Origin of the sequence: Clostridium sp. BJN0001, assembly GCF_022869825.1 — a bacterium.
Taxonomy (GTDB): domain Bacteria; phylum Bacillota; class Clostridia; order Clostridiales; family Clostridiaceae; genus Clostridium.
Window position 1 is genome coordinate 957689 of record NZ_CP094971.1, and the last position, 14809, is coordinate 972497.

The 14809-nt window shown below is 26.7% G+C and carries 16 protein-coding genes; 13 read left to right on the forward strand and 3 right to left on the reverse strand.

All coding sequences use genetic code 11. From position 1 onward, the window contains the following. Positions 1 to 11: 11 nt before the first annotated feature. Positions 12 to 341 carry a hypothetical protein gene (locus MTX53_RS04510; RefSeq protein ID WP_244835025.1) on the reverse strand — a complete coding sequence of 110 codons (330 nt, stop codon included), beginning with the start codon at positions 339 to 341 and terminating at the stop codon, positions 12 to 14. Between the two features lie 191 nt (positions 342 to 532). Between MTX53_RS04510 and MTX53_RS04515 the strand changes: the two genes are divergently transcribed. Next, the gene (locus MTX53_RS04515) at positions 533 to 1552 is read left to right on the forward strand and encodes a DUF1835 domain-containing protein (RefSeq protein WP_244835027.1); all 1020 of its coding nucleotides are present in this window, start codon (positions 533 to 535) and stop codon (positions 1550 to 1552) included. Between the two features lie 30 nt (positions 1553 to 1582). Here the strand turns inward: MTX53_RS04515 and MTX53_RS13065 are convergent, their stop codons facing one another. Together MTX53_RS13065 and MTX53_RS04520 are read right to left on the reverse strand one after the other, a co-directional pair. Beyond that, entirely contained in the window at positions 1583 to 1711 is a 129-nt protein-coding gene (locus tag MTX53_RS13065; protein WP_280527263.1) for a hypothetical protein, read from the reverse strand. A 55-nt stretch (positions 1712 to 1766) separates the two neighbouring features. Continuing rightward, entirely contained in the window at positions 1767 to 1919 is a 153-nt protein-coding gene (locus tag MTX53_RS04520) for a hypothetical protein (RefSeq protein ID WP_244835029.1), read from the reverse strand. Positions 1920 to 2302: 383 nt separating this feature from the next. Between MTX53_RS04520 and MTX53_RS04525 the strand changes: the two genes are divergently transcribed. The 12 genes from MTX53_RS04525 (at position 2303) to MTX53_RS04580 (ending at position 14755) form a co-directional block, all read left to right on the forward strand. Next, entirely contained in the window at positions 2303 to 4573 is a 2271-nt protein-coding gene (locus MTX53_RS04525) for a leucine-rich repeat domain-containing protein (RefSeq protein WP_244835030.1), read from the forward strand. A 90-nt stretch (positions 4574 to 4663) separates the two neighbouring features. Further along, positions 4664 to 5491 (forward strand): DUF1835 domain-containing protein, encoded by an 828-nt coding sequence (locus tag MTX53_RS04530; protein WP_244835032.1) that lies wholly within the window; start codon positions 4664 to 4666, stop codon positions 5489 to 5491. A gap of 168 nt (positions 5492 to 5659) precedes the next feature. Next, positions 5660 to 6286, forward strand: coding sequence for a TrkA C-terminal domain-containing protein (locus tag MTX53_RS04535; protein ID WP_244835034.1), 627 nt, complete (start codon positions 5660 to 5662; stop codon positions 6284 to 6286). Positions 6287 to 6450: 164 nt separating this feature from the next. Beyond that, the gene (locus tag MTX53_RS04540; RefSeq protein ID WP_244835035.1) at positions 6451 to 7584 is read left to right on the forward strand and encodes a betaine/proline/choline family ABC transporter ATP-binding protein; all 1134 of its coding nucleotides are present in this window, start codon (positions 6451 to 6453) and stop codon (positions 7582 to 7584) included. Continuing rightward, positions 7577 to 9142, forward strand: coding sequence for a glycine betaine ABC transporter substrate-binding protein (locus MTX53_RS04545; RefSeq protein WP_244835037.1), 1566 nt, complete (start codon positions 7577 to 7579; stop codon positions 9140 to 9142). Before MTX53_RS04540 ends, MTX53_RS04545 begins: the two co-directional genes overlap by 8 nt. Positions 9143 to 9392: 250 nt before the next feature. Next, positions 9393 to 9710: a helix-turn-helix transcriptional regulator gene (locus MTX53_RS04550; protein ID WP_244835038.1), complete on the forward strand. Its 318-nt coding sequence runs from the start codon at positions 9393 to 9395 to the stop codon at positions 9708 to 9710. A gap of 2 nt (positions 9711 to 9712) precedes the next feature. Continuing rightward, positions 9713 to 10318: a DUF2812 domain-containing protein gene (locus MTX53_RS04555; protein ID WP_244835039.1), complete on the forward strand. Its 606-nt coding sequence runs from the start codon at positions 9713 to 9715 to the stop codon at positions 10316 to 10318. A 131-nt stretch (positions 10319 to 10449) separates the two neighbouring features. Further along, positions 10450 to 11727 (forward strand): DUF5050 domain-containing protein, encoded by a 1278-nt coding sequence (locus tag MTX53_RS04560; RefSeq protein ID WP_244835040.1) that lies wholly within the window; start codon positions 10450 to 10452, stop codon positions 11725 to 11727. Positions 11728 to 11862: 135 nt separating this feature from the next. Further along, positions 11863 to 12579, forward strand: a complete 717-nt coding sequence (locus MTX53_RS04565) for a transaldolase (protein ID WP_244835041.1) — start codon at positions 11863 to 11865, stop codon at positions 12577 to 12579. Positions 12580 to 12601: 22 nt separating this feature from the next. Continuing rightward, complete coding sequence (locus MTX53_RS04570; RefSeq protein WP_244835042.1) at positions 12602 to 13045, forward strand: PTS sugar transporter subunit IIA; 444 nt, start codon at positions 12602 to 12604, stop codon at positions 13043 to 13045. 30 nt (positions 13046 to 13075) lie between these two features. Continuing rightward, positions 13076 to 13360, forward strand: a complete 285-nt coding sequence (locus MTX53_RS04575) for a PTS sugar transporter subunit IIB (RefSeq protein ID WP_244835043.1) — start codon at positions 13076 to 13078, stop codon at positions 13358 to 13360. Between the two features lie 30 nt (positions 13361 to 13390). Next, positions 13391 to 14755 (forward strand): PTS ascorbate transporter subunit IIC, encoded by a 1365-nt coding sequence (locus tag MTX53_RS04580; protein WP_244835044.1) that lies wholly within the window; start codon positions 13391 to 13393, stop codon positions 14753 to 14755. The last annotated feature ends 54 nt before the right edge of the window (positions 14756 to 14809 follow it).

Consider the following 14809-nt stretch of genomic DNA (forward strand, 5'->3'; position numbering starts at 1 on the left):
CGATCTCCTGTTTAATTATGCATTAATAGATAGGAACCAATAGATAAAAGAAGAGCAATAAGAGCGACAAATATAATAATATACGATAAAATTTTATTTGGTTCTTTATACTCATCATCTCCAGAAATCATTTTTCTTTTCATAACTATTTCTGAAAGCTGCTGAATAGATAAGGTGATTATTAGACATATAGAGGGTAAGCTACTATATGTTCCTTTATTAAAAAAAACCTGAAAACATTCATATAATACCCAAAGTGTTAATATAAGTACCGATGATTTAAAACCTAATTCCTCAGAACGCAATCTAATGGTTCTATTCATTTCATCCATTTTTTTCATTAAAATATACCTCCTTAAAATGTTAAATGTTCTTTACATTTATTATTATAGCCATGGCGTGCAAAAATGTAAAGAAGTTTTTACTTTTTTGCACAATATACTATGTAAATTAAAAATTTATATAGTATACAATACTAATTAGTGATATGATTTTTATATGGATAATTGACAATAAAAAGGAGAGAGTTATTATGAGTGAAATAGTTCATATATGTTTTTCACAATCTGCAAAGGGAAGTTTAAAATATGCCATTAATAAAAAAATTATAGAGGGCAACAAAGTTATATCATTGTATGATGATATTTCACAAGGTCCTATTAAATGTAATGTAGATGTAGAAAAAAGAATTTATTGGTTAAAAGAAACAATTAATAAAGATGAATATTATTATGAGAGTATAGAAGAAATAAAGAAAAATTATATGGAATTTCAAAAAAATATTTCTGCTTTAGAGGATACTGATACTATATATTTTTGGTATGGACAGAATGCTATTGAAATTTGTGGATTAATGTATGCATTAGAATTACTAAAGGATAAATGGAAAAATGTCTATCTTATAAATGTTTGTGATATGCCTATGAAAGTAAAATATGGAATATACATACCTAGATGTACAAGTGAAATTATTCCGGAAAAATTTAATGAATATATAAAAATAAATAGGAAAATAGATAAAGATGAATATATAAAATTGCTAACAGAATGGGAAACCTTAAAGAAAGAAGATTCTGTTCTTCGTATTTTTAAAGATGGGAAAATTAGAAATGTAAATGAAGATTATTTTGATATATTTATACTACAATATACTTCAAAAGAATTAAAAAAATCAGCAAGAACTATAGGAAATGTGCTTGGAAATAGTAAAATTTTAATTTCTGATGAATACATATTTTGGAGAGTAAAAAAGCTTATTAAATCTTCAATGATAAACTATAAAGGAAAGTTTAATGTCATGAGGGAGATGGAGATAAGTATTACAAATAAAGGATTAGAATATTTAAAAAAAGATAATGATGCTATTAAGTTTTGGGAAAAAAGAGAAAAAGATATAGAAGATAAAGAAGAAAATATAAAAGAATATATGAATATGGGCAGGCTTGAAGAAAGGGTAAGTATAGCGAAGAAATTATTAGATGTATTAGAAGTTAATGTAATAGCAGAAAAAACAGGATTAACTATAGGACAGGTTAGAAATTTGATGAAGTAGGATTTATAATGCAAAAAGTATAATGTTAATTTAATTTTTAACTAATTCTTTAACTATGGCTATAGCTTTTTTAGAGACTTCAGCCATATCATCTGATGTATTTGATTTTTCATCCATAGGAGCATTAGTTATTATTTTATTTATTAAGATGTCCTCCACATCTTTTTTATCATATCTATTGACTTTAGTAATATAGTATCATTGTCCAAAATGCTTATAGTGTCAATATGATTTTTTTTATCATATTTATTTTATCTGCTGTCATAATCACATCAGAATTAAATAGAAGTCGTTTACTTTCATTTGAGAATATTGGTTCTGCTAGTTTCATGCCTTCTTTTAATTCACAATACATAATTTTTTTCATAAATAATCTCTCCTTATTTTATCTATATATTTACATTATATTACTTTTTTATAAAATCTCAATAAATTATATCAATATTTTAAGATAATATGTATATTCATAAATTAAATTGACAAAAAATAACATTATAGAAAGATTTAATTAAATGGTATTAGTCATTCTAAAAAGACGTGGGTAGTAATAAATAAAGATTCATTTCAAGGTCATTTGATATATCACAGAAAAAAGCGTGCTATACAAAAGAAGGCTATGAAACTGAACTATACTTTAACTTTTAAATTTAAATGTTTTACGTAATAAGAAATTAAGGAACGTTACTATTATTTTATGAGTACATTAGTATTAGAAGAAAAATTTTATAGTAAAGGAGAGTAATTAAAGTAATGGAAAATAAGGAAAGACTTAGTGACGTTATAGATATAAATGATGATGATATTTTGGTAAAGCAAAATAATATTATAAAAAAAAGCAATTTGAAAATTGAGTCTTATAGTTATTTTGAATTTGAGATTAATGATAATAGAAAGAGTTATACTATATCTGCTAAAAATAAAAGTGATATTCCTTATATGATAAGTATTCCAAGTGAGTACGAAGACCTTCCTGTAACTAAAATTAAAAAGGATGCGTTTTCAGAATGTGAGAACCTAGGTATTGTAATATTTGAGGATAATAGCAATATTAAAAGTATAGGATCTTTTGCCTTTTACAAATGTGTATCTTTAGAAAGTATTGAACTTCCAGAAAGCATAGAAAATATAAAAACTGCTGTATTTCATTCATGCTCAAAACTTCAGCAGGTTTATTTAAATTCAAAATATCCTGCTAAACTAGAAAGAATAGTATTTGTACAGAACTCGCCATATCTAGAATTTTATGTGCCCGAAGAAGCTATTGAAGTTTATAAATCATTTTACAATTGGAATGAATATAAAGATTTGATTTTTCCTTTTAAAGAGAATATTCCTTCAAGTTTGGGATTCTTTAGGTTTGAATTAAATGATGATGAAAAAAGCTATACAGTATATGCTAAAAATAGAGATGATTTACCAGACAATTTAGTTATACCAAGCTTTTACAATAAAAAATATGTTACAGTTATAGGAGAAGATGGATTTAGAAATAGCAATTTTTCAAGTTTGATTTTACCAGAAAAGTTAGTTGTTATAAAATCTCAAGCTTTTTATTGGAATATTTATTTAGAGGAATTAATAATTCCAGATACTGTTGAGGTTATAGAAAGTTATGCATTTTTTAAAACTATATCTCGTTCTTATCCTTATACGTATGCAGAAGTACCAGCTCTTAAAAAAGTAGTATTTGGTGAAAATAGCAAATTAAAGTATATAGGAAATAGAGCTTTTTTGGGTAATTTGAATTTAAAGGAATTTAAATTACCAAAAGGGGTAAAATTTATAGGTGATAATTCTTTATTTGGTACTGGAATATCAAGTATTGATATCTCTGAAGGTCTTGAAACTATTGAAGGGAATCCTTTTGAATGGTGTTTTAATTTAAAAGAAATACATGTAGATGAAAGAAACGAGTATTATAAAGATATAGAAGGAGTTTTATATAATAAAGATGAAACAAAAGCAGTGTCATATCCGGTAGGGAGAGATGACTATAAGTACAGTATCCAAAGCACTGTAAAAAGTATTGCCAGCCATTATATGTTTTATAAATGGTCAAAAGATGATAATTTTAGAGTGCTATATGTAAATTCGTTAGAACCTCCAGAATTGGATTATAAATTTATGTTTGAATTGCAATCAGTTAAGATTTATGTACCTTCAAACTCTTATGAAAAATATATAAATGCACCAGTATGGAAATATCTTAGCGATATAATTTATCCAAATAATATAATTAACAAAGGATTGGCTATAAAAAATAATTCATTAATACAATATGTGGGAAATGAATCTGAAATAACTATACCTAAAAATATCATGTATGTTCAAGATTATGCTTTAAGTAACTGCAAAAATCTTAAAAATGTTTATCTTGAATATGATAATGTATCATTAAAGTCAGTTGATGGAGTTTTATTCAATAATGATATGACAAAATTAATCTATTATCCAGAGGCGAAACCTGAAGAAGAATATGAAATCCCTGAACAGGTAACTATATTAGGGATTGCTTCATTTTTGCAGTGTAAAAACTTAGTTAAAATAAAAACTCATAAAGAATTACAAGTAATAGGAAGTTATAATTTCTATATGTGCGAAAATTTAAAAGAGATAAGTAATATTGATATGCAGGATAATATAAAAGTTATAGAGGATTATGTACTTTATATGTGTGACTTAATAGAAAAGATAAAGCTTATGTCTATAGAAAAAATCGGAAAATATGTAGCCTATCGATGCCAAAATTTAAATGAAATAACTTTTGGAGCTATGCTTAAATATATGCCAGAATATAATGATTTTGCTTGTGAGAATTTAAAAAAGATTAATATATTTGCATTAGAGCCTCCTAAAATAGAACTTCTTACTTCTATGGATAATAAGTTAGATATTTATGTTCCAAAAGAAAGTATGGAATTATATAAAGAGAGTGCATGGTGTTTTTATGAGTATTATTCTCATGTTTATAGATACAAACATGATATCTACCAATTAAAAGATAAAATTGTTTATAAATAAAGTAAGTAGTATGCCCTATAAGCTCAATTGATGGTATAATTTTTATAGAAATTATTTGCGAAAACAAAATTATTATATGAGGAGAGTTTTATGAATAGAATAATTCATATATGTTTTTCAGAATCTGCACGTGGAAGTTTAAAATATGCCATCAATCAAAAAATTATAGAAGGCGAAAAAGTTATATCATTTTTTGACGATATTTCACAAGGTCCTATTTTTTGCAGCATAGATAAAAGACTTGACTGGCTAAAAAATACACTTAGTAAAGATGAATATTATTATGAAAATATTAACGATATAAAAGAAAATTACATTGAATTTCAAGAAGAAATTGCCAAATTAGATGATACTAACAGTATTTATTTTTGGTATGGACAAAATGCTATTGAAATTTGTGGATTAATGTATGCGTTAGAGATTCTAAAAGATAAATGGAAAAATGTTTATCTTATAAATGTATCTGATATGCCTATGAAAGTAAATTGTGGCTTATATATACCACGATCTGTAGGTGAAATTATGCCAGAAAAGTTTAGTGAATATATTAAAGTAAATAAGAAAATAACTAAAGATAAATATATAGAATTGTTAGCGCAATGGAATATGTTAAAGAAAGAAAAATCAAATCTTCGTATTTTTAAAGACGAAAAAGTTAAGAATATAAGTGAAGATTATTTTGATATATTGATATTAAAGTATACTCCAAAAGAATTTAAAAAATCATCGAGAACTATAGGGGATGTACTTGGAAATAGTGAAATTTTAATTTCTGATTCATACATTTTTTGGAGAGTAAAAGAACTTATTAAATCTCAAAAGATAAATTATAGAGGAAACTTTAATGTTATGAGATATTGTGAGATAAGTATTTCAAATAAAGGACTAGACTATTTAAAAAAGAATAATATAAAATAAATTTGTTTAAAAATATGATGATGTATTGAGGTTTTGTAGAAGTGGTGATAAAATTTCTATTGGAATAAAAAATATTTCAGAAGATAAGCAATTATTATTTATTAATTAGATAAACTTATTTGAGAGGAGGAATACTTTAGGTTTATTAAACTTAAAGTAGAATATAGAATGTCATCAGAACATGTGACAAAACCTAGATATGAAAAAATAGCTATAGATATAGCTAATAAGATAGTGGCAGGTGAATTATCTGTAGGAGATAAAGTTTATGGAAGATCATCTCTTGCAAGTCATTATAATGTATCTCCTGAAACTATCAGACGATCAATGATTTTGTTAAAAGATATGGATATTGTAGAAGTTGAAAAAGGCAGTGGAATTTTTATTAAATCTGTTGATAACTGTTTAAAATTTATAAATAAATTTAAAGATATAAGCTCTATGAATTCATTAAAAAAAGAAATGCTTGATTTACTTCATGAAAAAAATAATTTAGAAAAAAAGATTCAAGGAGTAGTTAATGAACTTGTTGATTCTTCTAATAGATTTACTGATAATAATCCTTTTGTTCCATTTGAATTTAAAATATATAATGGTCTTGATATTATTGGTAAAACTATATCTGAAATTAAATTTTGGCAGAATACAGGTTCAACTATTGTAGGAATAAAGCGAAATGGAAAATTAATATTATCACCAGGACCATATGCTGCATTTGAAGAAAATGATGTGTTTATAGCAGTTGGCGGAGAAGAAAGTTATTGTAGAATTAAAAATTTTGTTTATAATGAGTAACTAAAAAGGTGCTGTATTAAATTAATTTTTGAAATTAATTTAATACAGCTTTTTTTATACAAACTATATGGAATTATATGTATAAAAACAAGAAAGTGCCCTTTACACAGTAACAACTTTATGATAAAATAAAGTTGTTACTTCGCAAAGGAGGTTAAGAGGGAATGATAGAATTTAAGAATGTAAGTAAAAGCATAAATGGTAAATCTATTATAAAAGATGTAGATATTACTATAAAAGATGGAGAATTTGTAACTGTTATAGGACCTAGTGGTTGTGGTAAAACTACTACATTAAAAATGATTAATAAATTGATCACTCCTACATCTGGTACAATATCTATAAATGGAAAATTACTTAAAAATCAGAACACTATAGAGCTTAGAAGAAATATGGGTTATGTAATACAGCAGACAGGACTATTTCCACATATGACTGTAGCTGAGAACATAGCGCTAATACCTAATATTGAAAAAATGGACCAAGAAAAAACTATAGAGCGAGTTAAAGAATTATTAGATTTAGTTGATATGAGTTATGAGGATTATAAGAATAAATATCCTAATGAATTAAGTGGTGGACAGCAGCAGAGAATAGGAATAGCAAGAGCTTTTGCTATGAATCCAGATATAATACTTATGGATGAGCCATTTAGTGCATTAGATCCAATAACTAGAAGTCAGCTTCAAGATGAAATCTTTAATATACAGCAGAAATTTAAAAAAACTATAGTATTTGTAACTCATGATATGGATGAAGCATTAAAATTAGCAGATAGAATATGCATCATGGGAAATGGACATGTACTCCAATTTGATACTCCAGAGGAGATTTTAAGAAATCCAGCTAATGATTTCGTAAAAGATTTTATTGGGGAAGATAAAATTTGGAATCAGCCTCAATACATTAAAGCAAAAGATATAATGATAAAATCTCCAGTAAAGTCAAGTGCAGAAAGAACAATACTTCAAGGAATACAAATAATGAGATCAAGTCATGTAGATAGTTTGCTTCTTGTAAATAAAGAAAATAATTTAATTGGATTTGTTACCTTAAAGCAAATTAGAATTAATTTAGAGAAAAATAAAAGGTTGAAAGATGTCATGGAAACTGACATTATAACAGTGAATTTAGAGGATTCTATAATAGACGTTTTAGAAAAAATAGATAAAAATAGTATAGGATATGTTCCTGTTGTAAATGATTCACTTATTTTAGAAGGACTTATTACTAAAAGTAGTCTTTTATCAGTTATGAGTGATCAATATATTAATAAGGAGGATAGCTTGGATGAATAATTTTATAAATTTTGTGGTAGAAAGAAAATCTCAGATATACGACTTATTTATAGAACATATTGAATTAACTATATTTGCAGTTTTAATATCTGTAATTATTGGAATTCCACTAGGAATGTTTATAATTAGATCGAAAAAGATTTCAACTATAGTAATTGGAATAGCAAATGTAACACAGTCTATACCAAGTATAGCGTTACTTGGATTTTTGATTCCTGTATTAGGAATAGGAAGTAAACCAGCAATCGCTATGGTAGTTTTATACTCGCTTCTTCCAATTATAAAAAATACATTTACGGGATTAAATAATATAAGTGGTTCGATAATTGAAGCTGCACGAGGAATGGGACTTACAAAAAGGCAGATTTTAATAAAAGTTCAGCTTCCTTTAGCAATGCCGATTATAATGTCTGGTATTAGAATATCTGCAGTTACTGCCGTAGGACTTATGACTATCGCAGCGTTTGTTGGAGCTGGTGGACTTGGATATTTAGTATTCTCTGGTGTTCAGACAGTTAATAATAATATGATTTTAGCAGGTGCGATTCCAGCATGTTTTCTTGCTATAATTTTAGATTTTATTATAGGAAAAATCGAATATGTAGTAACACCTACAGGAATATTACAAAGCAAAGGTAAGAAAAATATAAGAAAAATTGACAAGAAAAAGTTAAAACCTATTTTAGCAGTAATTCTTGCAATACTTGTAGCAACTGTAGGAGTTGTATCTTACAAAGAATTTACTAAAAAAACAATAGTTGTAGGATCAAAGAATTTCAATGAGCAGCTTATACTTGGTAATATGCTTTCATCATTAATAGAAAAAAATACAGATTACAAGGTAGATAGAAAGTTAAATCTAGGTGGCGGAAGCGTAGTTTTTAATGCTTTAAAATCTGGAAGTATAGATTTATATGTTGAATACACTGGAACAGGTCTTGTAAACATAATGGGAGAAGAACCATTAAAGGATGAAGAAAAAGTTTATAATATAGTAAGAGATTATTTTATAGATAATTATCAGTTAGAATGGTTAAAACCATTGGGATTTAATAATACTTATGTACTAGCTATGACAAAAGATTTAGCTAATAAGTATAATATAAATACTATATCTGATTTAAAAAAAGTAGACAGCGAGCTTAATTTAGGCTGTACTATGGAATTTGCAAATAGAGTTGATGGATATCCAGGGCTAAAAGAAGTCTATGGAGTCAATTTTAATGAAGTAAAAGGATTAGATGGAGGACTTAGATATTCTTCACTTGATAAAAATCAAACACAAATAACAGATGCTTTTGCAACAGATGGATTAATTAAGAAGTTTGATTTGAAGCTTTTAGAAGATGATAAAAATTTCTTTCCACCATATTATGCAGCACCACTTGTAAGACAGGAAACTTTAGAAAAATATCCTGAACTTAAACCATTATTGTTAAAATTAGAAGGAACAATTACAGATGATGTAATGAGAGAACTTAATTATAGAGCAGATGAAGGAGAAGATCCTAAAGCTATTGCAGAAGAGTTCTTAAAAAGCAAAGGATTAATAGAATAGAAAGATAAAAAGTTATTAATGTTTTTAAAATGGAACCTAAGAGATAGAGACTTAAAAAGGACTATTTCTTATAGGTTCTTTTTTTATGCCTGTATTTAAACTCTAGGATATGTAATTATATAATTTATAAAGAAATATTTGATTGAAGCAAAAATACATTGACATATACAGTATGACGATATATAGTATAACTATACAGTAAGACTGTATAGTTTATCTGTATAATTAATATGTTGATTGGAGAAATTTTATGAATATCTTAAAGAAGTTACCGCTAACAGAAACTACGTATTTTATTTTGCTTGCACTTAAAAATCCAGGTCATGGTTATGCAGTTATGCAGAGAGTTGAAGAAATGAGTGATGGGCGTGTACGTATTGCAGCAGGTACAATGTATGGTGCACTTGATAATTTATCAAAGCAAAAACTGATTGAGCCAGTTAAATCTGAAGATTCACGCCGAAAGGTATTTAAAACAACAATAATGGGTTTTGATTTATTAAAAGAGGAAACTAAACGAATTGAAAAACAAATTGCAATTTATAATGATATTATGGGGGATAAATAAATATGAAAAAATTTAAAATTTTTTATAACTTTAAAGAAGAAGAGAAATGGCTTAAAGATATGGCTAAAAAAGGACATATTTTAAAAAGCTATTCTGTGTTTGGTATTTACACTTTTACAGATGGTCTTTCACAAGATTTAAATTATAAAATAGACTATAAATTATTTAAGAAAAAGTCTGATTATGTAAGTTACCTTACTTTGTTTGAAGATTACGGCTGGAAACACGTATGTGGTACAAAAAATGGTGGAAACCATTATTTTTTGCCAAAGAATAAAGAGACTAAAGCAGAAATATTTTCTGATTCAGAATCTTCTAATATGAGATATAAAACGCTTTATAAAATTTGTTTTACAAATTTAATTCTGTGTGTACTATTTTTTATATCAATGTTATCCACTATTAGTTTCAGTCTTTCTAATTTAGGTTTTTTAACACCTGGTCTTTGGGAGAAAGTAGGAGTAGATTTTTGGAAAAGTTTCTTTTTTGAATTACCATTTGTTATTGAGCGAATAGCATTATGGTTAATTGTATTAGTTATAGGTATAGCTTATGGATATTGGGCTATTAAAGCTAAACAGGAATATGATGCTCATAAAAATGAATAGAGAAAATTTGATTTTTAAGATTGTATAATTGTTATCTTACAAAAATTATCTGTATATTATATAATTAAATTATAATTTAATATAAAATTATACACATAATAATAAATAGAAATTAAAAAGAGGTGACTATTATGATCAAAAAGTCGAAAATGAGTATAATAATATTAATAGCTATTTTAATGATAAGTATTATTTCTATTATGTTTTTATCAAAAAAGGGTAGTATTAATAAAAACGTAGAGGAAGAATCTTCAAATATTAAAAAAGAAGAAGAAAACAGTACAGATAATAAAAATGATATTTCAAAAGATAAAGTTGATTATATAAAGTATAATAAATATTATATTGATGATGACATTAAAGATTATGCAAACCCAAGCAATAAAGAATTATATAAAAAAATTTATGATGCAGTAGAAAAAATAGAACAAGATTTTGATGCTCAAAATTATGAAATAAGTTATGAAGAATCAGAACATTTAAAAAATGCAATTCTCGATCGTATGGCTTATGAATTTTTTTATCTTAAAAATGTACAGTATGATGAAAATAGCAAAAAATTTAAATTTTATTATTGGATAGACAAAAATAATATAGAAAAAATGAAAGCAGAATTTAATAAAAAAGTGGATAGTTTAGTTTACAATATAGTAGAATCATCAAATTCAGACTTAGAAAAAGAGCTTAATTTATTGTTGTATTTAAGTGAAAATTCTAAGTTTGAAGTTCCTATAGATTTTATGAATTCCGGAGTTTATGGAATTCTTATAAATAAAAAAGGAGTTTGTAAAGATTACACTGCTACGGTTAAATATATTTTTGACAGAGTAGGTATAGAATCACATAGTGTTACTATAAAAAATGATAATATATTTCATGCAATTAATGAAGTTAAAATAGATGGTGAATATTATTATTTAGATGCCTCAAATTCTACTTCGCAATCACTTGACATATTTAATTTTACAGAAAAAGAATTAAAAGAATTTTATCGTGTTAATGATGGAGAATTTTATCTTGGAAATTTTAATTATAAGAAAATAAAAGTATTTAAATCCGATAATTATAGATTTTCATTTTTAAGACGTGCTGTTTATCCAAAATTTGATAATGGATATGTTTATTATTGTAATTTTAGTGATGAAGGTAAGATTTATAAAGCTGAACTAGAAAATGGAGAAACTGCAAAAGCACTAACACAAGATTCATCAATTGGAATGGTTATGTATAAAGATTATATATATTATATAAACAATTCAGATTCAGACCATATATATAAAATTAAAAAAGATGGTACAGGTAGAGAAAGTGTTGATAATACAATTAATGCAACAGAAATTAAAATAATAGATGATAAGTTATATTATACCGATGGAGAAAAAGAAATATCTAAGAATCTTTCTATATGATATAAAACAATTTATTTTTTAAAGTCAAAATTGCCACAATTATGTTGAAATATATTGGACTTTATATGCAAAGGTTTACTATATATAATTAAATCATAAGATATGAAAAAGATTACAAATTAAGGAGTGATTTTTATGAAATACAATGATTTAAAAGTTAAAATATTTGCAGATGGTGCTGATTTAAAAGGAATGCTCGATGTTTATAATAAAGGTATAGTCAAAGGATTTACAACAAATCCATCTCTTATGAGAAAAGCAGGTGTTACTGATTATAAAAAGTTCGCTAAAGAGGTATTAGAAAATATAAAAGATATGCCAGTTTCTTTCGAAGTTTTTTCAGATGATTTTGAAACTATGGAAAAAGAGGTTGAAGTAATAGCAGCACTTGGTGAAAATGTTTATGTAAAGATACCAGTTACTAATACAAAAGGAGAATCATCAATACCTCTTATTAAGAAATTATCAGATAAAGGATATCATCTAAATATAACAGCAATTTTTACTATAGATCAAGTAAGAGAAGTTGTTTCAGCACTTAAAGATGGAGTTAATAGCATAGTTTCAGTTTTTGCAGGAAGAATAGCAGATACAGGAGCAAATCCGATTGCTATGATGAAAGAAGCAAGTGAAATATGCAAAAGTAAAAAAGGCGTTGAACTTTTGTGGGCAAGCTGCAGAGAATTTTACAATATAATAGAGGCTGATGAATGTGGGTGCCAAATAATTACTGTACAAAATGATATATTGAAAAAAGTAAAAGATATGGGAAAAGACCTTAATGAATATTCACTTGAAACAATTAGAGGATTTTTTAAGGATGGATCAAGCCTTGGGTTTTCAATTTTATAATTGTTAGGAAGGTGTTTAAAATATGATTAAAGATTGCATTAATGAAACAACAGTGGAAGTAAATGTAGAAGTAAATGATTGGGAAGAAGCTGTACGATTTGGAGGAAAATTATTAGAAGAAGATGGTGCTATTGAAGAAAGATATATAGATGCAATGGTAGATACTGTAAAAAATATGGGCACATATATTGTTATAGCACCTGGAATAGCAATGCCTCATGCAAGACCAGAATTAGGAGCTAAAAAAATAAGAATAGGATTTTTAAAATTAAAAAATCCTGTAAAGTTTGGAAATGAAGAATATGATCCAGTAGATATTGTAATATTTTTATGTGCTATTGATAATAAAGCACATGTGGAAGTTTTAAGTGATCTTGTTAATCTCATAGAAAATGAAGAATTCTTAGAACTTGTAAGAAATGCAAAAACTAAAGAAGAAGTTTTAGAGTTTATAAGAAAAAATTAAATAATATAAATTTTTAGAGGAGGAATTATTATGGATATTTTAACAGTATGTGGAAATGGTATAGGAAGTAGTTTAATGCTTGCAATGAAAATAGAAGAGATATGCAAGGAAAATGGCATTCCTGCAAAAGTTGAATCTACTGATTTTAATTCAGCACAAGGTAAGAAAGCAGATTTAATTGTAACAGTAAAAGAACTTGCTGAGCAGTTTGAAGGAAGAGAAGTTGCAGTAGTAAGAAGTTATATAAATAAGAAAAAAATAACAGAAGATGTTTTGGAAATTATAAAGAAAAGATCAGAAGAATTGAAAAAATAATAAGAAATATTTAAAGGGAGAGTGAGTTTTATGGTATCAATACTTGAGTTCTTAAGAGATGTTTTGAAACAGCCGGCATTATTAATGGGAATTATGGCTTTGGTAGGACTTTTAGCACTAAAAAAACCAGGTCATAAAGTTATGACAGGAACTTTAAAACCAATACTTGGATATATTATGCTTGGTGCTGGGGCAGATTTTATAGTATCAAACTTAGATCCATTAGGTAAAATGATTCAAAAAGGTTTTAATATAACTGGGGTTATACCAAATAATGAAGCTATAGTTTCTGTTGCACAGAAGATATTAGGTGTAGAAACAATGTCAATCCTTGTTGTTGGTCTTTTAATAAATCTTGTAATAGCTAGATTTACAAAATATAAATATGTATTTTTAACAGGTCATCACAGTTTCTTTATGGCATGTCTTTTATCAGCAGTTCTTGGAACTTGTGGAATGAAAGGTATTGAACTCATACTATTTGGTGGATTTATACTTGGAGCATGGAGTGCGATTTCTCCAGCAATTGGACAAAAATATACATTAAAGGTTACAGATGGAGATGAAATAGCTTTAGGTCACTTTGGAAGTTTAGCATATTATGTGTCAGCATGGGTTGGATCTAAAGTAGGTAAAGCAGAAGAAAGTACTGAAAAAATGGAAATCCCTGAAAAATGGGGCTTCTTAAGAGATACAACTATATCAACAGCAATTACAATGATGACATTTTATTTAATAGCAGCAATAGCAGCAGGACCTGCATATGTTTCTGAATTATCAGATGGAACACAGCCTATATTATTTGCACTTATGTGTGGTCTTAAATTTGCAGTAGGTGTTACTATAGTGTATAGTGGTGTAAGAATGATTTTAGGTGATCTTATTCCAGCATTTCAAGGAATTGCAACAAAAATTATACCAGATGCTATACCAGCTGTTGACTGTGCAGTATTTTTTACATATGCACCAACAGCAGTTGTAATAGGATTTATTAGTTCATTTGTAGGTGGTGTTATTGGAATGATTCTACTTGGAGCAGCTGGTGGAATACTTATAATACCTGGTCTTGTACCTCACTTCTTTTGTGGAGCTACAGCTGGTATATTTGGAAATGCAACTGGTGGAAAAAAGGGTGCAGTTGTAGGATCTTTTGTAAATGGACTTTTAATAACACTCTCACCAGCATTACTTCTACCAGTACTTGGTTCATTAGGATTTCAAAATACAACATTTGGAGATTTTGACTTTGGTGTACTTGGAATAGTTCTTGGAAAAATTTCAAACTTAATGGGTAAAGGTGGAATAATAGGAGTAGTTGTAGTACTAGCTTTAGTTCTAATAGTTCCAAACTTTATAAAAACAAAATCAAAAGCATTAAATAATATAGAAGAGTAAATGATATTAAAAATAATGAAAAGGAGATGTAAGTATAACCTTACACTCCTTTTG